Below are 19630 nucleotides of genomic sequence, written 5' to 3' on the forward strand. Positions count from 1 at the left end.
GCTGTCTCATGGCCTGGATGCCACCGCTGCATGTCCTGCTGTCCCCGATCACCGCCGATACCGGCGCGATAATCGAGCAGGTGCAACTCAAACCGTTGTACTACGCCGCGCAAAAAGACGCGCTGGCCCGGGCCGGTGATGACGAGGACGACCAGTTTTTCGAACTGGCGAAACTCGCCACCGGCCTGTCGGAAAAAGAACTCGACCAACTCAAGCGCCCGGATTACGTGAGCATTGCCCAGTACGTACACGAGATGTCGACGCGTCCTGCGTCGTTCTTTCTCGGCGAACAAGCGGACTCGACCCACGACCAACCCGTCCAACTGCTGTTGCCCCTCGACGCAGCCGGCCGAAACCTCATCGAACTGCCCCTGGAAATGCCCGCGCTGCGCGCTACCAAGGTGATGAAGAAACTCGCCACCAACAAAGAGCGCGCCGAGTTCATCACCGCGCACTGCGCCGGCCTGATGATTCCTGACCTGGCCGGCCTGACCGTGCCTGACTGGACCGAATTGCAGGAGCGTATCGACGATTTTTTAAATCAACCGGCGGACTTCTTTCGGAGCGCGACATCGAAGTGATCCTCGATGTGGTGCCGCTGATTTACTCAGTCAATGAGGCCGAGATCCTCGACTGGGACGCCGGAAAAGCATTGCGCCGCTACGACATCGCGATAACTCGCCTTGGCGTCAAACAGGAGTAAGCGGGATGCAGAACAAGTATTCGCTGGCGTATGCCGCGGCCAAGGATGGCCAGGCGGTCGTCGGCAAGGACGCCGCCATGGTCAACTCAGGCGCCTTGGCACCTGAGCGCCTTGGTGAGACGGCACCGATACACCCGATGAGCGTGGCGCTGACTACCGCAAGCGTGCAGCTCGTTGGTCTGTCATTGTCCCTTGGGCTACTGCGCAGCAGCGTAGATGCGCTGCGCGTCTCAGTATCACGGCTTGAAGCCGTGGACATTAACCCGTCCAGAACTGACAGGCGGACTGAGCCGGGCAGCGCCACGGAGTTCAAGTCGAGCAAGGTGGATGATCGGCGCCTGACCCGCGAAGCCTTGACAGTGCGCAATATGGAGCGCCTCGACCCGGTCGCGGCTCTTCAGCAGGCGAATACCAGCCTTGCATTTGGATCGAAACGCCCCCCGGAAAAATCCATAACGGTCTTGCGCGAAGAGTCGACCAAAAGCGCGGAGCGGTTGACCAGGACGCTTGAACCCGTGCCGGTCCTGGGAGAAGACACATGGCTGCGGGCCAAAACCGGCGTGTTGGACACCGTCAATACTTGGGCCGGCGATTCACCGGTCGCCGCTGAATCGCTCAAGACTGCTGAAACGGTGATGTCGTCGGTCGTTTCACCAGTGGTTTCCGAATTTTTTTCGGGCGTGGGCGAGACGATTAAAGAGCGGGTGACGGGCAATTTGGTTGATATGACGCTGGGCAAGTTGCCCGGGGTTGGCACGTTGTTCAAGGACGGCGGTTACGATAAAGAAAAGGACAAGGGTAAAGGTTGCTGCTGCCCTGGCGAGTCGCAGAGCGGCTCCACGCGCCCCAGCATTATTCTGCCACCGGGCTACGAGCGTGAGCGTAAGCAAAGCACTTCCGGTAAAGCCCCCGGCAAGGGCTCGGGTAAAAAAGGCGGCAGGCTCGGTAATTGGCTGCGTGATGCATCCGATCGATTGGGTAAGGCGATGTTGCCCACGCCGCCTGCGTTGCACGCTGCGCAGGCGCCCCCTTTGCCTCAAGCCTCGACTTCGCGGTTGGCCGGCACCATGACCCGGCTGGAGTCGGTCGGTGCCCGTCGTCTCGGCCCGATGCGGTATGTGGACACCGCTATGGATGTGGTTGAGGGCGTGCGCAACGGTGACGCCAAAGCCGTCGGCGCCGGGCTCAGTGCCGCCGGTGGCGCCTGGGCCGGGGCCTCTGCCGGTGCGGCCATCGGCACCATGATTTTTCCCGGTGTCGGTACAGCGGTCGGTGGTGCAATCGGTGGTTTGTTGGGCAGTGAGGCTGGCAGTTGGCTCGGTGACAAGCTGCTCGGTTCAAGCGACCGCCTGCCCGCGCCCGCCGACGTCAGCAAGCGCCTGGACAATGCCCAGGCCGACAACCGTCAAGTCACGTTCGCCCCGCAGATCACCATCAATGCAACGGAGCAGGCCAGCTATCAACAGCTGGCGGAGTTGGTGGTGCAACAGATCGAAGCGCAATTTTCGCCGCTGTCGATGAGCGACCTGCTGGGGTCGCGACGTGATTCGGCACTGACCGATATTGGAGGGGTGTGATGCGGCAACAGATGGCATTGGGCACGTTTATTTTCGGGCTGTCTCGTGGATTCGCCTACGACACCCTGGACCGCGCCAGCACAGGTGGATGGGTCGGCCTGCCGATTATTGCCGGCAAACCCAAGTCCAGCCAGGTCGGCCAAGAGCTTGAAACGCTGACCTTCGGCGGTAAGGCCGCACGGGCAACCGGCATGGCACGCCTGGATGAGCTGCGTGCGTTGCAAGCCCTGCGTGCGCCATTGCCGCTGGTCGATGGCGTAGGCCTCAGCTGGGGGCTGTGGACGATCAAATCGGTGAGCGAAAAACAATCCAATGTGATCGACGATGGCACCGCCATGGTTATCAATTGGTCGCTGGTATTGGAGGAGTTCGTCAATGCGTAGGGTGCGAAGTATTGCTGGTGATTCGGTGAACCTGTTGCTGTACCGCGAGCTTGGCCGCTGTGACGATGCCGCCGAGGAAGTGCTGTGGCGGTTGAACCCAGGGTTGGCCGAGCAGGGCGCAGTACTGCCGGCAGGTGTCAGTGTGATTGTGCCGGAACTGGACAGGCAGCCCATTGCGAAGCAGCCCGTTTCGGCCTGGGACTAAGGAGCGACCATGACACTTGGATATACGCCAGTGGTGGAAATCTACGGAGCCAATGCCGCGCTGCTCAACGAACGCCTGTTGGAGTGGGAGCATAGTGATACGGCCGGTCTTGTCTCAGACCATCTCAAGTTAACCCTCGATATCGAGGGCCTTGATGGCCTGCCCGACCTGGGTGGGAAAATCGGTCTGCGCGTGGGGTATCTGGAAACCGGCCTGGTGGACAAGGGAACGTTCAAGATCACCAAGCGCACACCTTCACTGTTTCCCATGCGCCTGGCATTGGAGGCCACGGCGGCACCGTTTGACGTGGACGGGTTCAAGCAACGTCGCACCGCCAGTCACGGGCCGATCACCCTGGGCGCGCTGTTCCGTCAATTGACGGCGCGCTACGGTTATTCACCACGGGTGGCGCCTGACCTCGAAGGCAAGCAGATTCCGCACATTGACCAGACCAACGAAAGTGACATGGCGTTGCTGACACGCTTGGCCAGACGTTTTGATGCCGTGGCCAAGCCGGTCGATGAGTTTTATGTGCTGGGCCGAAAAGGCCAGCTCACGTCGTTGTCGGGCAAGACCCTGCCGGATGTGCGGCTGTCGCTGACGCGTGACAATCGCCCGGGTGAGCGTGCTTTTATCAGCGCCAAGATGTCCGAGGGCAGTCGCGCCAAATATGACGGCGCACAAGCGTCCTGGTGGGATGCGGCGGCCGGTAAGAAAAACGTGGTGCAGGTGGGTATCGAGCCGTTTAAAGAGGTTACGCAGCGTTACCAGAACGAAGCCGAAGCCCGTTCCGCTGCTGAAGGCGAGATGCGCCGTGTGAGACGTGAAGGGCTGAAGATCGAGGTGATTTGCCCTGGAAACCCCGCATTCGCTGCTGAAGGCTTGTTGCTGCTGGATGAGTCATGGCCAGGCTTCATGCAGGGGCGTTGGTCGATCAATACCGTGACGGCCAGTGGCAAGCGCAAAGACAGCTATCGCTGCACGATCAGCGCGAGCGGTTTGTCCCCCGCGGAATAAACCGCGCCATTGACACCCCTCATGCTTCGTTTGAGGTTTCTGATGTGGAGACAATATGGTCCTGTCTGAGCAGCAACTCGTAACTATCCTACCGAACTCCCGCATCAAGGCGGGAGTTTTCATTACTGCGCTGAACTGCGCCATGCTCCACCGTCAAATCAACACGCCACAACGCATCGCCGCCTTCCTCGCCCAAGTCGGCCACGAGTCCGGGCAACTGCGCTACGTGCGCGAACTGGGCAGCGATCAATACCTGAGCAAGTACGACACTGGCATCCTGGCGGCGCGCCTGGGCAATACTCCTGAAGCGGACGGCGACGGCCAGAAGTACCGGGGCCGGGGGCTGATCCAGGTGACGGGGCGCCGTAACTACCAGGCCTGCAGCCAGGCATTGTTTGGTGATGATCGTTTATTGCGCGAGCCGATGTTGCTGGAGCAGCCCCAGTGGGCTGCTGAATCCGCCGCCTGGTTCTGGCAAAGCAATGGCTTGAATGAACTCGCTGACAAGGACCAGTTCACCACCATCACCCGGCGCATCAACGGCGGGCTCAATGGCCTGGAGGATCGTTTGCAGCTGTGGGCGCGGGCGAAGGCGGTGTTATGCGTTTCTTAGTTGCGATTGGCGTATGCGTGCTGGTGGCCGTTGTCTGGCAGGTGCAGGCGTGGCGGTACGGGGCACAGATTGAACGCTTGTCGGCCGCACAGACCCAGAAAGCCCTGCATCTACAGCAGGCCGAACAAGACAGACGGCTGGCCCTTGAGCAACAGCTCAGTGCCATCGACCAACAACATGTCCGGGAGTTGAGCGATGCCCAACGTACTCAAGCAGCTTTGCGTGACCGCCTGGCTACTGCTGATGTGCGGCTGTCAGTCCTTCTCGACGCTTCCAGTGGCTGCCCAATGCCGGCCGCCACCGCCGCCGGCAGCGTGGTTCATGCAGCCCCGCGAGCCCGACTTGACCCAGCGCATGCTCAGCGAATTATCCGCATCACCGACGACGGCGACAGCGCCCTGATTGCCTTGCGTGCCTGCCAGGCGTATGTGCGAGCCGTCGCCCGTTAGTGTCTTGAGACAGTCCGTCACTTGCGTGTGAGATTGTCTCCTGTAGGGTAGGCGAACCCCCGCCCACGACTGGAGACGACCGTGAAGGAAATCACTCAACTGGCTGCCGAACTGGGCCGCCGCCTGCAGGTGCTCAACGCTCACGTCACCACCGCTGAGTCGTGCACCGGCGGCGGTATCGCGGAGGCCATCACGCGGATTCCGGGGAGCTCGGCCTGGTTCGAGGCGGGTTATGTCACCTATTCCAATCGGCAGAAGACCCGGCAGCTGAATGTGCCGGAGACATTGTTTGCAAAAGTCGGGGCGGTCAGCCAGGAAGTGGTGGAAGCAATGGTTCGTGGCGCCCAGGAAAAAAGCCTGGCGCGGTTTGCTGTCGCCGTCAGTGGCGTGGCAGGGCCGGACGGTGGTTCGCCAGACAAACCGGTCGGCACGGTATGGCTGGCGTTTGGCGTGGCGGAAGAGGTCACGGCCGAGCTTGAGCACTTCACCGGCAACCGCGATGAGGTCCGCCGACAAACGGTTAAGGCCGCTCTAGAGGGCTTGTTGCGACGAGCTGCAGCAGAAATAGAAAATCAGGGGTAGGCGATCCCGGATCTTTGTGGAACAATACTGTCTACTTATACAGGTGTTGGCCGACCAGGCCTTATTGATTACGTGAGGACTTTAATGGACGACAACAAGAAGAAAGCCTTGGCTGCGGCCCTGGGTCAGATCGAACGTCAATTCGGCAAGGGTGCCGTAATGCGTATGGGCGATCACGACCGTCAGGCGATCCCGGCTATTTCCACTGGCTCTCTGGGTCTGGACATCGCACTCGGCATTGGCGGCCTGCCAAAAGGCCGTATCGTTGAAATCTACGGTCCTGAATCTTCCGGTAAAACCACCCTGACCCTGTCGGTGATTGCCCAGGCACAGAAAATGGGCGCCACCTGCGCCTTCGTCGATGCCGAGCACGCCCTGGATCCTGAATACGCCGGCAAGCTGGGCGTCAACGTCGACGACCTGCTGGTCTCCCAGCCGGACACCGGTGAGCAGGCCCTGGAAATCACCGACATGCTGGTGCGCTCCAACGCCATCGACGTGATCGTGGTCGACTCCGTGGCAGCCCTGGTACCCAAGGCTGAAATCGAAGGCGAGATGGGTGACATGCACGTGGGCCTGCAAGCCCGTCTGATGTCCCAGGCGCTGCGTAAAATCACCGGTAACATCAAGAACGCCAACTGCCTGGTGATCTTCATCAACCAGATCCGCATGAAGATCGGCGTGATGTTCGGCAGCCCGGAAACCACCACCGGTGGTAACGCGCTGAAGTTCTACGCTTCGGTCCGTCTGGACATCCGCCGTACCGGCGCGGTGAAAGAAGGTGACGAGGTTGTGGGTAGCGAAACCCGCGTCAAAGTCGTGAAGAACAAAGTGGCCCCGCCTTTCCGTCAGGCCGAGTTCCAGATTCTCTACGGCAAGGGTATCTACCTGAACGGCGAGATGATCGACTTGGGCGTACTGCACGGTTTTGTCGAGAAATCCGGTGCCTGGTATGCCTACAACGGCAGCAAGATCGGCCAAGGCAAGGCCAACTCGGCCAAGTTCCTGGCGGATAACCCGGACATCGCCGCCACGCTTGAAAAGCAGATTCGCGACAAGCTGCTGACCGCAGCGCCAGACGTGAAAGCTGCCGCCAACCGCGAGCCGGTTGAAGAAGTGGAAGAAGCTGACACTGATATCTGAAGCAAACGATGACCGTTGTACTGGATACACTCGTCGCCGTTCGGCGCACCGCAATGGACCTGCTCGCTCGCCGCGAGCATGGTCGAGTCGAGCTGACGCGTAAACTGCGTCAGCGCGGCGCGGAGCCCGAGATGATCGAAACCGCCCTCGACCGCTTGACGGAAGAGGGGCTGCTTTCCGAATCCCGTTACCTTGAAAGCTTTGTTTCCTACCGGGCGCGTTCTGGTTACGGCCCGGCACGCATTCGTGAAGAACTGAGCCAGCGTGGCCTGCAACGAGCAGATATCGACCTTGCGCTACGGGAGTGCGGCATCAGTTGGCAGGCGCAGTTGGAAGACACCTGGCGACGCAAGTTCGCGGGCCATCTTCCGATTGATGCCAGGGAGCGTGCGAAACAGGGGCGCTTCCTGAGTTATCGCGGGTTTTCGATGGAAATGATCAGCCGCTTGTTGAGTGGTCGGGATATGGACGACTGAACACCTTGCTGTGCTGGCCGCATTAATGAGCAGACTTCTATGGCGAGCTGGCTTGTTGTAGTGAGCGGGTTTGTTGTGGCGAGCGGGCTTGTTGTGGCGAGCGGGCTTGCCCCGCGTTGGGCTGCGCAGCAGCCCCAAATGCCTCGCCTCCACTCCACCTGAAACACCACCAAAAAGACCCACTATGAAAATAGTGGGTCTTTTTTTTGCCCTCAAAAATCACGCCGGCTCCGGCGCAACCCGCTGCTGCGCCTTCCCCTGAGCCTGCGCCCAGTTCTCCGGCAGGTTGATGTAATCCACCAACTCCCGCAGCCGGCCCTGATCGCGGCCATTGAAGTTGAACACCAGCCGCGTCAAATGGCTGAACCGTGGCTCATCATGTTCCTCGCCGGTGTACGCGAGCTGTTGAAACTCTCCGCTCAACCGCAGGCTGGCAAATTCAGTCTGCAAATGGGCCAATGCCCCATCGCTGAGAGGGTGATGCATACGCACCACAAACTCACGCTTCAACCAGCGGGTGGAGTGGAAGTTGGCATAAAATTGGTTGATCTCTTCCACGGCCTCTTCGGCGCTGTACACCAGGCGTATCAGCTTGAGATCGGTAGGCAGGATGTAGCGGTTGGCTTCCAACTGACTGCGGATAAAGTCCAGGGCGCCTTGCCAGAACCCGCCACCGGGCGCGTCCAGCAACACCACCGGCACCAATGGGCTCTTGCCAGTCTGGATCAGGGTCAGTACTTCCAGCGCTTCATCCAGGGTGCCGAAACCGCCTGGGCACAGTACCAGCGCATCGGCCTCCTTGACGAAGAACAGCTTGCGGGTAAAGAAGAAGTGGAAGGACAGCAGGTTCTCGGTGCCATCAATGGTCGGGTTGGCATGCTGTTCAAACGGCAGGGTGATGTTGAACCCCAGGCTGTGCTCCAGGCCCGCACCTTCATGGGCTGCCGCCATGATGCCGCCACCACCGCCGGTGATCACCATCAAGTCAGAGCGTGCCAGCGCAGCGCCGACTTCGCGGGCCAGGGCGTACAGCGGGCTTTCCACCGGAGTACGGGCCGAGCCGAATACCGTCACTTTGCGGCGGCCCTTGAACTGTTCGAGCACGCGGAAGGCATTGTCCAGTTCACGGATGGCTTGCAGGGTGATCTTGGCGTTCCAGCGATTGCGGTCGTCCTGGGCCATGCGCAGCACGGTGAGGATCATGTCGCGATACAGGGGAATATTCGGGCTGTTGGGAGCGATCAGCTGGAGTTGAGCGTCGACCTGCTGCGTGAGGTCAGCACCGTTTTCTTCAAAGTGCCGAAGCAGGCGCTCATTCGGTTCGTAAGGCATTCAACTTCTCCTTATTGCAGGGCCCGGGTGGCCGACGAGCCGTTCGCCGGAGGCGACGACACTGCATGTGTCGTTGCTTGCCGCAGGGGGCAACCTTCTTTTGCCCTGAAAATATTACAGAACAGCATGAAAAGTGCTGTGAATGAATGGTCGGGATGACTTGATCATGGGCCGCAAAACCCTTGGCTGGCAACCGCTTATTGGTCACTTATCAGGGAGTTTAGCCGTTGGCAGGACGTTGAAGCGGGGGAGTACGCGCCACCGGACGGCAGCGCGCGAAGGCCATGCTGTTACTTTTTCTTCTTTGCTGCCGCCGGTGCCGGGCAATCCGCTTCGATGAATTTCACCGAGGCCACAGGACGGTTGGTCTTGTTCTCGGTGATTTCGTAACGCATCACTGCGCCCTTGGCCATCAGCTCGCGGTAGCCCTTGTTCAGGCACACGCTCTGGCCCAGCTGGAAATACACCGCCTTGGGGTTGGCGCGCATTTGTTCGGCGCGGTCAGGCAGGACGCTCAGGTGATCGATCAGTTGCATGCCTTCCACGGTGTAGGCCACTTCCAGGGTTTTTTCGTCGATTTCCCGGGGCAGGTCCTTGTTGCTTTCGGCCGCGACGCTTTGCAGCTTCCGGTTCATTTGGGCCTCCAGCAGCGAGGCCGCCTGGGCGCACACGGGCAATACCAGCGCGAGGGCGACGGATGGGGCGACAAGACGCAGCATGGAACGCAGCATGAAACTCTCCTGATTCGGTTACTGGTGCATAGACCAGCCACTGCGCTGTGCGTTCAGTGGCGCGCAATTATAGGTGAGCCGTTGCCACTACAGCCAGGCGTATCGCTGGTAAACTGCGGCCACTTCCGCCTTCCACGAGTTTTCACCGTGTCGATTTACCCGTCCCTACGGCACAGCCGATGAGCCACGCCGTTTCCCGCCTGCGCACCCAGCGCCTGGCCCGTGCTGTGCGGCCGTTCCTCAATCGTGGCTCGCGTGCCGAACGCTGCCCTGGCTGCCGAGTCATCCCCGAATACTGCCTATGCGCCTGGCGGCCCAAGGTCGAAGCGCGCTCCGCCATGTGCCTGCTGATGCATGACGTTGAGCCGATGAAACCCAGCAACACCGGTTGGTTGATCGCCGATGTCATCCAGGACACCACGGCATTCGCCTGGTCGCGCACTGAGGTCGACCCTGAACTGCTCACCTTGCTGGCCGATCCGCATTGGCAGCCCTATATCGTGTTCCCCGGCGAATTCGTCGTGCCCGAGCGCGTTGTGAGTGAAGTGAAGGTGGAGGAGGGCAAGCGCCCGCTGTTCATCCTGTTGGACGGCACCTGGAGTGAAGCGCGCAAGATGTTCCGCAAAAGCCCCTACCTGGAGCATTTGCCGGTACTCAGCCTGGCGCCGGAACAACTGTCGCGCTACAAATTGCGCCGCTCCAAGCGCGACGACCATTTCTGTACCGCTGAAGTCGCTGCCCTGTGCCTTGAGTTGGCCGATGATCTGGCAGCCAGTGAAGTCCTGGACGCCTATCTGGATGTCTTCAGCACCCATTACCTGGCCGCCAAGTTCCAGATGCCGCTGGATCCTGCGGACACTGTGCATACGCGCCTTGCGCCCTATATTCCGACGGCATAACCAGACGACGTTTGCATGATGGCACCACGCACCCGCAACCCGCTAAAATGCCCACGGGCGTAGTGCTTGACCCTCCAGGCTACGCTGGGCATGCTGGGCGCCGATCAGGGCACCCCTGAAAACAGGATCATTTAATCAATGGCCACATACGAAATCCTGATAGCCGATGACCACCCGCTGTTTCGCAGTGCGTTGCACCAGGCCGTGACCCTGGGCCTCGGCCCGGACGTGCGCCTGGTTGAAGTGGCCAGCATTGCCGAGTTGGAAGCCCGCCTCACCGAAAAGTCCGACTGGGACTTGGTGCTGCTCGACCTGAACATGCCGGGCGCCTACGGTTTCTCCGGGCTGGTGCTGTTGCGCGGCCAATACCCGCAGATCCCCGTAGTGATGGTCTCGGCCCAGGAAGAAGCCGACGTGGTTGTGCGCTCCAAGGAGTTCGGCGCGAGCGGTTTCATTCCCAAGTCCAGTGCGATGGAAGATATCCAGAAAGCCGTGCGCACAGTGTTGGATGGCGATGTGTCCTGGCCGCCGCAGGCTTTTGAACAAATCAACGTGTCCGACGAAGCCAAGGCTGCCCGTGATGGCCTTGCCAGCCTGACGCCCCAGCAGTTCCGGGTGCTCACCATGGTCTGCGAAGGCCTGTTGAACAAGCAGATTGCCTATGAGCTGAGCGTCTCGGAAGCGACGATCAAGGCGCATGTGACGGCGATTTTCCGCAAGTTGGGCGTACGTACACGCACCCAGGCGGCGCTGCTCTTGCAACAACTTGAGTCAATTTCGCAGCACTAGCTTGTTACCGATTCACGCTATTTTGACTTTGCGTGATCTAGTTTCCCCACTTCTTTGGTTCAGTTGCCTACATCTATGTCGCCTTTCAAGGGTCAAACCGGTATCAAACGTATCTTCAATGCTGGGGGATATTCCCTGGATGGCCTGCGCGCAGCGTTCACCGGCGAGGCGGCGTTCCGTCAGTTGGTGTTGCTCAACGTGATCCTGATCCCGGTGAGCTTCTTCCTGAATGTCAGCCGGGTCGAGCGAGCGTTGTTGATCGCCGTGTGCCTGCTGGCGTTGATCGTCGAGTTGCTCAACTCAGCGGTAGAGGCGGCGATCGACCGCATCTCCCTGGACCGCCACCCACTGTCGAAAAACGCCAAGGACATGGGCAGCGCTGCGCAATTCGTGGCCCTGACCATGATCACCCTGGTGTGGGCCGTCATCCTGATCTGAGCCTCAGGCAATGCTCGGCAGCACGATCTCGTCGCTGCGCTGAACCCCGGCGGTGAAGGCGCGGCACAACTCCAGGAACTCGCGCATGGCCGAGGTCTGGTACTTCTGTTTATGCCAGATGAAGTAGAACTGCCGGGCCAAGTCCAGGTCCGGGGTTTCCACCGGCACCAGGCTGCCGCGGCGAAACGCGTCGCGCAGCGCCAGCCGCGAAATGCAGCCAATCCCCAGTCCTGATTCCACCGCACGCTTGATCGCCTCGGTGTGTTCCAGCTCCAGGCGGATATTCAGCGCGCTGCGGTGATGGCGCATGGCTTGGTCGAAGGTCAAGCGTGTGCCCGAGCCTTGCTCCCGCAGGATCCACGCCTCGTGGGTCAACTCATCCATGCTCGCCACACCACGCTTGGCCAGGTGATGCTGCGGCGCGCAAAACACCACCAGTTCATCTTCCACCCAGGTTTGCACCTCGATATCCGGGTGGCTGCAGTCGCCTTCGATTAGACCCAGGTCAATTTCGTAATGCGCAACCTGGTGCACGATATGGGCAGTGTTCTGCACATGCAGTTTCACCTGGCTCTCGGGGTGCTGCTGCATGAAGCTGCCGATCAGCAGGGTGGCCAGGTAGTTGCCGATGGTCAGGGTGGCGCCGACCGCCAGGGAGCCGAAGCCGGACTTGCCGTTGAGCAGATCTTCGATCTCCTTGGCCTGGTCCAGCAGCGCTACCGCCTGGGGCAACAGTTGATGACCGAGCGCGTTGAGGCTCAGGCGTTTGCCTGCACGGTCGAACAATTGGCAGCTGGATTGACGCTCCAGCTCGGTAATGGAAGTGCTGGCGGCGGATTGAGATAAGGCCAGAAGGCCAGCAGCGCGGGAGACGCTTTCCTGCTGGGCGACGGCGACGAAGACTTGCAGTTGACGGAGAGTAAATCGCATATCGATATAACCGATAACCCTTATCTTAATAATCCAGTTAACAGATATTGTCGCCGCCATTAGAATGCTGTGCAATTGCGCAACTACATTTGGCGCAGACCCATTTCCAGGAGTCCCCCGTACATGAGCAACATGAACCACGAGCGTGTCCTCAGTGTTCATCACTGGAACGACACTCTGTTCAGCTTCAAGTGCACCCGCGATCCGGGCCTGCGCTTCGAGAACGGTCAGTTCGTGATGATCGGCCTGCAACAGCCCAACGGCCGCCCGCTCATGCGCGCCTACTCCATTGCGAGCCCGAACTGGGAAGAGCACCTGGAGTTCTTCAGCATCAAGGTGCCTGATGGCCCGCTGACTTCCCAATTGCAACACCTGAAGGAAGGCGACGAGATCATCATCAGCAAAAAACCGACAGGCACCCTGGTGCTTGACGATTTGAAGCCAGGCAAACACCTGTACCTGCTCAGCACCGGTACCGGCCTTGCTCCCTTCATGAGCGTGATCCAGGACCCGGAAACCTACGAGCGTTTCGAAAAGGTGATCCTGTGCCACGGCGTGCGTTACGTCAACGAAGTCGCCTACCGCGAATTCATCACCGAGCACCTGCCGCAGAACGAATTCTTCGGCGAGGCCTTGCGTGACAAGCTGATCTATTACCCGACCGTGACCCGCGAGCCGTTCGAGAACGAAGGCCGCCTGACCGACCTGATGCGCAGCGGCAAGCTGTTCAGCGACATTGGCCTGCCCCCGATCAACCCCGAGGACGACCGCGCCATGCTGTGCGGCAGCCCAAGCATGTTGGATGAAACCAGCGAAGTGCTGAACAGCTTCGGCCTGAAGGTTTCGCCACGCATGCGTGAGCCGGGTGATTACCTGATCGAGCGCGCGTTCGTCGAGAAGTAAGATAGCCGGGCCATATGCTGACTGGGCCACACAGAAGATCCAAATGTGGGAGGGGGCTTGCCCCCGATGAGTGCGTGTCAGTTGATACATCTGTAGCTGACACACTGTTATCGGGGGCAAGCCCCCTCCCACATTGGGTTTTCGGTTTATCCAGCCGGTAGCACTTCCAACACACAAATCACCCCCGCCTCGGGATAGTGCCAACGCACATCCACATCCCAGAACTGCGCCCCGTATTCGCGCTCCGGTCCCGGCACCTGATACGCCGGTCGTGGATCCTGCGCCAGGCACTGATCAATCAGTTCCACCAGGGGCTCGCCAAGGCGCTGAGCATGCCCTTGTGCCTGCTGCAGCGCAGTCTTCAGCCACTGCACGGGGATCAACTGCGGCGCTGCGCTGGCGATGCTGTTGGTGGCCGTGTCGACAATGTCGGCATACGGCACATACGGCTTGATATCCAGGATCGGCGTGCCATCCAGCAAATCGATCCCGGAAATCCACAGGCGTCCCGGTTCCACCTTGTCCAGCTTCACCACTGATTGGCCAATGCCATTCGGGCGGTGCGTGGCTCGGGTGGCAAACACGCCCATGGACGTGTTACCGCCCAGGCGCGGAGGGCGCACTTTCAGGCGAGGCTTGTCTTCCAGGGCCTGGTGGAACAGAAACAGCAACCACACATGACTGACCTGCTCCAGGCCCTGCACCGCCTCGCCGCTGTCGAACGGCGCCACTAGCTCCAATACGCCACGGGCGGCTGGCGCCAACTGCGGTTGGCGCGGAATGGCGAACTTCTCCTTGAAACAGGAACGCACGAACCCGACGGGCGAGACCTGGTAACTCATGGCTTACGCACGAACCCGCAGGGTCAGGCCCTTGAGGAAGTTACGCAGCAACTGGTCGCCGCATGGACGGTAGTTGGTGTGGCCGAACTTGCGGAACAGCGCGCTCAGTTCCGGCTTGGACACCGGGAACTCGGCGGCCTTGAGGATGGCGTGCATGTCGTCTTCCTTCAGTTCGAAGGCCACACGCAGTTTCTTGAGGATGATGTTGTTGGTCACTGGGGTTTCGATCGGCTGCGGCGGACGGCTTTCGTCCTTGCCGCGCTTGAAGATCACCAGCCCATCGAGGAAATGCGCCATGACTTCGTCCGGGCAGAACACGAAGCCTTCTTCCTCGTCCTTCTTGAGGTAGGTGAGCAGGTCGTCCTTGGTCACGTCCATGCCGCCGAGCTTGATGATCTCGACCATCTTGTTGTCGCTGATGTCGAGCATGTAGCGCACGCTGCGCAGTACGTCGTTGTGAATCATGGTGGGCAATCCTGGTATTCAACTGAGGACACCGCCAGTCAGGCGGTGTCGGAAAAAGTGCGGCGGCTTAGAACTTCTCTTTGCCGGACAGGTAACGCCATTGGCCGACTGGCACCTTGCCGATGGACACGCCACCGATGCGGATACGGCGAATGGCGATGACTTTCAGGCCAACCGCTTCGCAGAACAGTGCGATCACTCCCGGTTGCGGGTTTTTCATCGCAAAGCGCAGGCGGTTTTCGTTCTGCCAGCTGGCTTTGACGGCCGGCAGTTCCTTGCCTTTATAGGTCAGGCCGTGGTTCAGGCGGTTGAGGCCGTGGGCAACCATGTCGCCTTCAACCTCCACCACGTATTCCTGCTCGATCTTGGCGGCATCGGCGGTCAACTTGCGCAGGATCTTCCAGTCCTGGGTGAACACCAGCAGGCCGCTGGCCTTGGTCTGCAGGTCGGCACTGGCGGTCAGGCGCAGGAAGTGGCCCTTGAGCGGGCGCTTGCCGAAGCGGTGTTCTTCCGAGAGCGTTTCGGCGCTGATCGACGCCATGGCCGTTTCGGCATCCACGCCGACCGGGGCGTGCAGCAGGATGGTCACCGGCTCGGGCGCGGTGGCCTTGGCCTCGGGGTCGAGTTCGACCTTCTGGGTGGTGACCTTGAACTGCGGTTCGTCGATCACTTCACCGTCCACCGAGACCCAGCCGCCTTCGATGAACAGCTCAGCCTCCCGACGGGAGCAACCGACCAGTTCGATAAGGCGTTTGGAGAGGCGTATGGGGTCAGTCATGACAAGGGCCGTAACAAAAGGGGGTGGCTATTGTACCTGCCTGGCGCCGGTTAATCCCGGCTCCATTTCAGGGCGCGCGGTCTTATTTGGCTCAACCCGGTCTGAATGTGGGAGGGGGCTTGCCCCCGATGGCGGTGTATCAGCAAAGAATCCAGTGGCTGGTGATCGGCTATCGGGGGAAAGCCCCCTCCCACAGTTGTTCAGTGTCGTTTCAGGCGTTGCCAGACGCATATGCAGTAACGGATAAGGCTGGCCCAGGCCGTCATGCTCCGTGCGTCCGATCACCTCGAAGCCTTGTTTGAAGTAGAACCCCAGCGCCTGGGGATTCTGCTCGTTGACATCCAGTTCGTCGGCATTCAGGTGTTCGATGGCATAGTGCAGTAACTGCCGCCCGAGGCCCTGGCCCCGGTGCTGCGGGTCGATGAAGAGCATCTCCACCTTGCCGCTCGCGACCCCGGCAAACCCGGTGATGCGCTGACGGGCGTCCTTGGTGCAGATCAGCATCACGGCATCCAGATAGCGGGTCAGCACCAGGTTTTTCAGCAACTCGATGTAACTGCCCGGCAGGAAGTCATGGGTGGCGCGTACCGAGGCCTCCCAGATCCGCGCCAACTCGGTGTAGTCGCTGGTTTTAGGTGTGTGGATAACCGAATGCTGACGCATGCCCGCTGCCCCTTGCCGATGATCGGCGTTGATGGGCAAAACGATAGACCTAAAAAAGCCCCGCATCTTGTCCAGAAGCAGGGCTTTTTCAAATTTTTACACCGATCAGTCGCGCTTTTCAGCCCACAGGTCGTATTCATCGGCATCGGTCACGGTGCACCAGACCTTGTCGCCCGGCTTCAGGCCGCTGGCATCGTCGATAAACACGTTACCGTCGATCTCCGGCGCGTCGAAGAAGCAGCGGCCAACGGCGCCTTGCTCGTCGACTTCGTCGATCAGCACTTCGATTTCCTTGCCGATGCGCAGTTGCAGGCGCGCCGAGCTGATGGCCTGCTGGTGCGCCATGAAACGCTCCCAACGGTCCTGCTTGACGTCGTCCGGCACCACGGCCAGGTCCAGCAGGTTGGCCGGGGCGCCTTCCACCGGCGAATACTGGAAGCAGCCGACGCGGTCCAGTTGGGCTTCGGTCAGCCAGTCCAGCAGGTACTGGAAGTCTTCTTCGGTTTCGCCGGGGAAACCGACGATGAAGGTCGAACGGATGATCAATTCCGGGCAGATCTCGCGCCAGTTCTTGATGCGCGCCAGGGTCTTGTCTTCGAAGGCCGGGCGTTTCATGGCTTTGAGCACTTTCGGGCTGGCGTGCTGGAACGGGATGTCCAGGTACGGCAGGATCTTGCCGGCGGCCATCAGCGGGATCAGCTCGTCCACGTGCGGGTACGGGTAGACGTAGTGCAGGCGCACCCACACACCCAGGCTGCTCAAGGCTTCGCACAGTTCGGTCATGCGGGTTTTCACCGGCGCGCCGTTCCAGAAACCGGTGCGGTATTTCACGTCGACGCCGTAGGCGCTGGTGTCCTGGGAGATCACCAGCAGCTCTTTGACACCGGATTTGACCAGGCGCTGGGCCTCGTCGAGTACGTCACCGACCGGACGGCTGACCAGCTTGCCGCGCATCGACGGGATGATGCAGAAGCTGCAGCTATGGTTGCAGCCTTCGGAAATCTTCAGGTAAGCGTAGTGACGCGGCGTCAGCTTGATGCCTTGCGGCGGTACCAGGTCGATCAGCGGGTTGTGGTCCTGGCGCGGTGGCACCACCTCGTGCACGGCGTTGACTACCTGCTCGTATTGCTGCGGGCCGGTCACGGCCAGCACGCTCGGGTGCACGTTGCGGATATTGCCTTCTTCCACGCCCATGCAGCCGGTCACGATGACCTTGCCGTTTTCCTTGATGGCCTCGCCAATCACTTCCAGCGACTCTGCCTTGGCCGAGTCGATGAAGCCGCAGGTGTTGACCACCACCACGTCAGCGTCCTGGTAGGTGGACACAACGTCGTAGCCTTCCATACGCAGTTGCGTGAGGATGCGCTCGGAGTCGACCAGGGCCTTCGGGCAACCCAGGGAAACAAAGCCAACCTTGGGGTTGGCTTTTGCGATGGTGGTGGACATGTCTAACCTCGGTATTGAATGACGCCGCCCGTCGGGCACGACAGGGCTGCGGACGGGCGCTTGGCGCGCCTCTGATCAAAAAGTGCGCAATTCTAGCGACGGGCAGCGCACTTGACCAGCTTTATGCAGGGAAATGCGACGAGTGCTGCGCTATGCTTCGCGCCGTTGTGCGTAGGTAAAACCCTAAGGTCAACAAAACGTCTGTTACGAGAAGTAAAACGGCGCATGCTAGGGTCAGCTTAGACGCGTTGTTAATAAAAGACCGCAGGTCAAAGGGCAGGAGTGGTTGATGGGTCACGCGAGTAGTCAGGCAGCAGGTGCCGAGCAGTCAAACGCCAAGCCGATTGGCATGCTGGTGGCAGCAGTCGGGGTGGTTTACGGCGATATCGGGACCAGCCCGCTGTACACCCTCAAAGAGGTGTTCAACGGCGGTTATGGGGTTCAGGTCAACCATGATGGCGTGCTGGGGATCCTGGCGCTGATCTTCTGGTCGCTGATCTGGGTGGTCTCGATCAAGTACATGCTGTTCGTGCTGCGCGCCGACAACCAGGGCGAGGGCGGCATCATGGCCCTTACGGCTCTGGCACGGCGGGCGGCGGGGGAGCGCAAGAAGCTGCGCAGCTTCCTGGTGGTGTGCGGCCTGTGTGGCGCGGCGCTGTTCTATGGCGACAGCATGATTACCCCAGCCATTTCCGTATTGTCCGCCGTTGAAGGCCTGGAACTGGCGTTCGACGGCCTGGAGAAATGGGTCGTGCCCATCGCCCTGGTGGTGCTGGTGGCGCTGTTCCTGATCCAGAAGCACGGCACCGATCACATCGGCAAGTTGTTCGGGCCGGTGATGGTGACCTGGTTCCTGGTGCTGGGTGGCCTCGGTGTGTATGGCATCACCCTGCACCCTGAAGTGCTCAGTGCGCTGAACCCGATATGGGCCGTGCGCTTCTTCGAGGCTCACCCCGGCATTGGCGTGGCCATCCTTGGCGCGGTGGTGCTGGCACTGACCGGCGCCGAGGCGCTGTATGCCGACATGGGCCACTTCGGGCGCAAACCCATCGCCCGGGCCTGGTTCATGCTGGTGCTGCCGGCGCTGGTGCTCAATTACTTCGGCCAGGGTGCGATGCTGCTGGGCGATCCGGAAGCCGCGCGCAACCCGTTCTACCTGCTGGCCCCGAGCTGGGCACTGATCCCGCTGGTGGTGTTGTCCACCCTGGCCACGGTGATCGCGTCCCAGGCGGTGATTTCCGGTGCGTTCTCGTTGACGCGCCAGGCGATCCAGTTGGGTTACATCCCGCGTATGCATATCCAGCACACCTCCAGCGCCGAACAGGGCCAGATCTACATCGGCGCGGTGAACTGGTCGTTGATGGTCGGCGTGATCCTGCTGGTGCTCGGCTTCGAATCTTCCAACGCACTGGCATCGGCCTACGGCGTGGCGGTGACCGGCACCATGCTGATGACCACCATCCTGGTGTCGGCGGTGATGCTGCTGCTGTGGAAATGGCCACCGATCCTGGCCGTGCCGGTGTTGGTGTGCTGCCTGCTGGTCGACGGGCTGTACTTTGCCGCCAACGTGCCGAAGATCATCCAGGGCGGTGCCTTCCCGGTGCTGGCGGGGATTGTGCTGTTCGTGCTGATGACCACCTGGAAGCGCGGCAAGCAATTGCTGGTGGAGCGCCTCGACGAAGGCGGCCTGCCGCTGCCGATCTTTATCGGCAGTATCCGCGTGCAACCGCCCCATCGCGTGCAGGGTACCGCCGTGTTCCTCACGGCGCGTCCGGACGCCGTGCCCCACGCGCTGTTGCACAACCTGCTGCATAACCAGGTGTTGCATGAGCAAGTGGTGCTGCTGACGGTGGTCTACGAGGATATTCCCCGCGTACCGGCCACACGGCGTTTCGAGGTGGATTCCTATGGCGAAGGCTTCTTCCGCGTGATCCTGCACTTTGGTTTCACCGATGAGCCGGACGTGCCCGAAGCGCTGAAGTTGTGTCACCTGGATGGCCTGGACTTCAGCCCGATGCGCACCACCTACTTCCTCAGCCGCGAAACGGTGATCGCTTCGCGAATCAAGGGCATGGCCCGCTGGCGCGAAGCGTTGTTCGCTTTTATGTTGAAGAACGCCAACGGCAACCTGCGCTTCTTCAAACTGCCGGTAAACCGCGTGATCGAGCTGGGCACCCAGGTCGAAATGTAAGCGGCAGCCAACCGGGGGCCGGCAATCGGCTCCCGCTTTTCCTTCTGAACCCTGTGCAATCCAGCGTTGTCGACT

23 protein-coding genes and 1 pseudogene are annotated in these 19630 nt (G+C 60.5%); 16 read left to right on the forward strand and 8 right to left on the reverse strand.

Annotated features, from left to right (window positions below):
- The first annotated feature begins 8 nt into the window (after positions 1-8).
- The 11 genes from LUU92_RS06150 (at position 9) to recX (ending at position 7148) form a co-directional block, all read left to right on the forward strand.
- Positions 9-581: a phage tail assembly protein gene (locus LUU92_RS06150; RefSeq protein WP_214496544.1), complete on the forward strand. Its 573-nt coding sequence runs from the start codon at positions 9-11 to the stop codon at positions 579-581.
- Positions 578-703 carry a hypothetical protein gene (locus tag LUU92_RS06155; RefSeq protein ID WP_017844653.1) on the forward strand — a complete coding sequence of 42 codons (126 nt, stop codon included), beginning with the start codon at positions 578-580 and terminating at the stop codon, positions 701-703. The genes LUU92_RS06150 and LUU92_RS06155 overlap by 4 nt, the downstream gene beginning before the upstream one ends.
- 5 nt (positions 704-708) lie before the next feature.
- A complete protein-coding gene (locus tag LUU92_RS06160) occupies positions 709-2280 on the forward strand; it encodes a glycine zipper domain-containing protein (RefSeq protein WP_257103306.1) in 1572 nt (523 codons plus the stop codon).
- The gene (locus tag LUU92_RS06165) at positions 2280-2663 is read left to right on the forward strand and encodes a phage tail protein (RefSeq protein ID WP_071488736.1); all 384 of its coding nucleotides are present in this window, start codon (positions 2280-2282) and stop codon (positions 2661-2663) included. Before LUU92_RS06160 ends, LUU92_RS06165 begins: the two co-directional genes overlap by 1 nt.
- A complete protein-coding gene (locus LUU92_RS06170; protein WP_071488737.1) occupies positions 2656-2868 on the forward strand; it encodes a tail protein X in 213 nt (70 codons plus the stop codon). Before LUU92_RS06165 ends, LUU92_RS06170 begins: the two co-directional genes overlap by 8 nt.
- 9 nt (positions 2869-2877) lie before the next feature.
- Complete coding sequence (locus LUU92_RS06175) at positions 2878-3885, forward strand: phage late control D family tail protein (RefSeq protein WP_257103307.1); 1008 nt, start codon at positions 2878-2880, stop codon at positions 3883-3885.
- Between the two features lie 55 nt (positions 3886-3940).
- Complete coding sequence (locus tag LUU92_RS06180; RefSeq protein WP_257103308.1) at positions 3941-4498, forward strand: glycoside hydrolase family 19 protein; 558 nt, start codon at positions 3941-3943, stop codon at positions 4496-4498.
- The gene (locus LUU92_RS06185) at positions 4486-4947 is read left to right on the forward strand and encodes a lysis system i-spanin subunit Rz (protein WP_257103309.1); all 462 of its coding nucleotides are present in this window, start codon (positions 4486-4488) and stop codon (positions 4945-4947) included. The genes LUU92_RS06180 and LUU92_RS06185 overlap by 13 nt, the downstream gene beginning before the upstream one ends.
- 81 nt (positions 4948-5028) lie before the next feature.
- Entirely contained in the window at positions 5029-5529 is a 501-nt protein-coding gene (locus LUU92_RS06190) for a CinA family protein (protein ID WP_257103310.1), read from the forward strand.
- Positions 5530-5613: 84 nt separating this feature from the next.
- Positions 5614-6672: a recombinase RecA gene (gene recA / locus LUU92_RS06195; RefSeq protein ID WP_003189042.1), complete on the forward strand. Its 1059-nt coding sequence runs from the start codon at positions 5614-5616 to the stop codon at positions 6670-6672.
- Between the two features lie 8 nt (positions 6673-6680).
- On the forward strand, positions 6681-7148 hold the full coding sequence (gene recX, locus LUU92_RS06200) for a recombination regulator RecX (protein ID WP_093119393.1): 468 nt from the start codon (positions 6681-6683) through the stop codon (positions 7146-7148).
- 219 nt (positions 7149-7367) lie between these two features.
- Here recX and LUU92_RS06205 read toward each other — a convergent pair whose 3' ends face one another.
- Positions 7368-8480 carry an LOG family protein gene (locus LUU92_RS06205; RefSeq protein ID WP_257103311.1) on the reverse strand — a complete coding sequence of 371 codons (1113 nt, stop codon included), beginning with the start codon at positions 8478-8480 and terminating at the stop codon, positions 7368-7370.
- A 290-nt stretch (positions 8481-8770) separates the two neighbouring features.
- Positions 8771-9211, reverse strand: a complete 441-nt coding sequence (locus LUU92_RS06210) for a PA3611 family quorum-sensing-regulated virulence factor (protein ID WP_071488744.1) — start codon at positions 9209-9211, stop codon at positions 8771-8773.
- 179 nt (positions 9212-9390) lie between these two features.
- On the opposite strand from LUU92_RS06210, the gene LUU92_RS06215 reads away from it, so the two are divergent.
- From LUU92_RS06215 to LUU92_RS06225, 3 genes are all read left to right on the forward strand, one after another.
- Positions 9391-10110 (forward strand): tRNA-uridine aminocarboxypropyltransferase, encoded by a 720-nt coding sequence (locus LUU92_RS06215; RefSeq protein ID WP_071488745.1) that lies wholly within the window; start codon positions 9391-9393, stop codon positions 10108-10110.
- 138 nt (positions 10111-10248) lie between these two features.
- On the forward strand, positions 10249-10899 hold the full coding sequence (erdR, locus tag LUU92_RS06220) for a response regulator transcription factor ErdR (protein WP_071488746.1): 651 nt from the start codon (positions 10249-10251) through the stop codon (positions 10897-10899).
- A gap of 75 nt (positions 10900-10974) precedes the next feature.
- On the forward strand, positions 10975-11337 hold the full coding sequence (locus LUU92_RS06225; RefSeq protein ID WP_058423756.1) for a diacylglycerol kinase: 363 nt from the start codon (positions 10975-10977) through the stop codon (positions 11335-11337).
- Positions 11338-11340: 3 nt separating this feature from the next.
- Here LUU92_RS06225 and LUU92_RS06230 read toward each other — a convergent pair whose 3' ends face one another.
- Complete coding sequence (locus LUU92_RS06230; RefSeq protein WP_010212678.1) at positions 11341-12267, reverse strand: LysR family transcriptional regulator; 927 nt, start codon at positions 12265-12267, stop codon at positions 11341-11343.
- Positions 12268-12390: 123 nt separating this feature from the next.
- Between LUU92_RS06230 and fpr the strand changes: the two genes are divergently transcribed.
- On the forward strand, positions 12391-13170 hold the full coding sequence (fpr, locus tag LUU92_RS06235; RefSeq protein WP_003189055.1) for a ferredoxin-NADP reductase: 780 nt from the start codon (positions 12391-12393) through the stop codon (positions 13168-13170).
- Positions 13171-13316: 146 nt separating this feature from the next.
- On the opposite strand, the gene tsaA is transcribed toward fpr, so the two are convergent.
- From tsaA to rimO, 5 genes and pseudogenes are all read right to left on the reverse strand, one after another.
- Positions 13317-14012, reverse strand: coding sequence for a tRNA (N6-threonylcarbamoyladenosine(37)-N6)-methyltransferase TrmO (gene tsaA / locus LUU92_RS06240; protein ID WP_071488748.1), 696 nt, complete (start codon positions 14010-14012; stop codon positions 13317-13319).
- Positions 14013-14015: 3 nt separating this feature from the next.
- Positions 14016-14477, reverse strand: coding sequence for a YehS family protein (locus LUU92_RS06245; protein WP_010212675.1), 462 nt, complete (start codon positions 14475-14477; stop codon positions 14016-14018).
- 67 nt (positions 14478-14544) lie between these two features.
- Complete coding sequence (locus tag LUU92_RS06250) at positions 14545-15255, reverse strand: rRNA pseudouridine synthase (RefSeq protein WP_222541088.1); 711 nt, start codon at positions 15253-15255, stop codon at positions 14545-14547.
- Positions 15256-15477: 222 nt separating this feature from the next.
- Positions 15478-15918 (reverse strand): annotated as a pseudogene (locus LUU92_RS06255) (GNAT family N-acetyltransferase); the annotation flags it as partial.
- A gap of 105 nt (positions 15919-16023) precedes the next feature.
- A complete protein-coding gene (gene rimO / locus LUU92_RS06260) occupies positions 16024-17364 on the reverse strand; it encodes a 30S ribosomal protein S12 methylthiotransferase RimO (protein ID WP_003231334.1) in 1341 nt (446 codons plus the stop codon).
- A 289-nt stretch (positions 17365-17653) separates the two neighbouring features.
- On the opposite strand from rimO, the gene LUU92_RS06265 reads away from it, so the two are divergent.
- Positions 17654-19555: a potassium transporter Kup gene (locus tag LUU92_RS06265; RefSeq protein ID WP_071488750.1), complete on the forward strand. Its 1902-nt coding sequence runs from the start codon at positions 17654-17656 to the stop codon at positions 19553-19555.
- Positions 19556-19630: the final 75 nt, after the last annotated feature.

The sequence above is a fragment of the Pseudomonas extremorientalis genome, assembly GCF_024584605.1.
Classification (GTDB): domain Bacteria; phylum Pseudomonadota; class Gammaproteobacteria; order Pseudomonadales; family Pseudomonadaceae; genus Aquipseudomonas; species Aquipseudomonas extremorientalis.

What these genes read in the sequence shown, in the direction of transcription:
- tsaA (WP_071488748.1), bottom strand. Translation starts at nt 14,012, where the DNA reads ATGAGTTACCAGGTCTCGCCCGTCGGGTTCGTGCGTTCCTGTTTCAAG.
- LUU92_RS06265 (WP_071488750.1), top strand. Translation starts at nt 17,654, where the DNA reads ATGGGTCACGCGAGTAGTCAGGCAGCAGGTGCCGAGCAGTCAAACGCC.
- LUU92_RS06215 (WP_071488745.1), top strand. Translation starts at nt 9,391, where the DNA reads ATGAGCCACGCCGTTTCCCGCCTGCGCACCCAGCGCCTGGCCCGTGCT.
- LUU92_RS06170 (WP_071488737.1), top strand. Translation starts at nt 2,656, where the DNA reads ATGCGTAGGGTGCGAAGTATTGCTGGTGATTCGGTGAACCTGTTGCTG.
- fpr (WP_003189055.1), top strand. Translation starts at nt 12,391, where the DNA reads ATGAGCAACATGAACCACGAGCGTGTCCTCAGTGTTCATCACTGGAAC.
- LUU92_RS06150 (WP_214496544.1), top strand. Translation starts at nt 9, where the DNA reads ATGGCCTGGATGCCACCGCTGCATGTCCTGCTGTCCCCGATCACCGCC.
- LUU92_RS06205 (WP_257103311.1), bottom strand. Translation starts at nt 8,480, where the DNA reads ATGCCTTACGAACCGAATGAGCGCCTGCTTCGGCACTTTGAAGAAAAC.
- LUU92_RS06165 (WP_071488736.1), top strand. Translation starts at nt 2,280, where the DNA reads ATGCGGCAACAGATGGCATTGGGCACGTTTATTTTCGGGCTGTCTCGT.
- LUU92_RS06230 (WP_010212678.1), bottom strand. Translation starts at nt 12,267, where the DNA reads ATGCGATTTACTCTCCGTCAACTGCAAGTCTTCGTCGCCGTCGCCCAG.
- LUU92_RS06250 (WP_222541088.1), bottom strand. Translation starts at nt 15,255, where the DNA reads ATGACTGACCCCATACGCCTCTCCAAACGCCTTATCGAACTGGTCGGT.
- LUU92_RS06175 (WP_257103307.1), top strand. Translation starts at nt 2,878, where the DNA reads ATGACACTTGGATATACGCCAGTGGTGGAAATCTACGGAGCCAATGCC.
- rimO (WP_003231334.1), bottom strand. Translation starts at nt 17,364, where the DNA reads ATGTCCACCACCATCGCAAAAGCCAACCCCAAGGTTGGCTTTGTTTCC.
- LUU92_RS06180 (WP_257103308.1), top strand. Translation starts at nt 3,941, where the DNA reads ATGGTCCTGTCTGAGCAGCAACTCGTAACTATCCTACCGAACTCCCGC.
- LUU92_RS06160 (WP_257103306.1), top strand. Translation starts at nt 709, where the DNA reads ATGCAGAACAAGTATTCGCTGGCGTATGCCGCGGCCAAGGATGGCCAG.
- LUU92_RS06245 (WP_010212675.1), bottom strand. Translation starts at nt 14,477, where the DNA reads ATGATTCACAACGACGTACTGCGCAGCGTGCGCTACATGCTCGACATC.
- LUU92_RS06185 (WP_257103309.1), top strand. Translation starts at nt 4,486, where the DNA reads ATGCGTTTCTTAGTTGCGATTGGCGTATGCGTGCTGGTGGCCGTTGTC.
- erdR (WP_071488746.1), top strand. Translation starts at nt 10,249, where the DNA reads ATGGCCACATACGAAATCCTGATAGCCGATGACCACCCGCTGTTTCGC.
- LUU92_RS06225 (WP_058423756.1), top strand. Translation starts at nt 10,975, where the DNA reads ATGTCGCCTTTCAAGGGTCAAACCGGTATCAAACGTATCTTCAATGCT.
- recA (WP_003189042.1), top strand. Translation starts at nt 5,614, where the DNA reads ATGGACGACAACAAGAAGAAAGCCTTGGCTGCGGCCCTGGGTCAGATC.
- LUU92_RS06210 (WP_071488744.1), bottom strand. Translation starts at nt 9,211, where the DNA reads ATGCTGCGTTCCATGCTGCGTCTTGTCGCCCCATCCGTCGCCCTCGCG.
- recX (WP_093119393.1), top strand. Translation starts at nt 6,681, where the DNA reads ATGACCGTTGTACTGGATACACTCGTCGCCGTTCGGCGCACCGCAATG.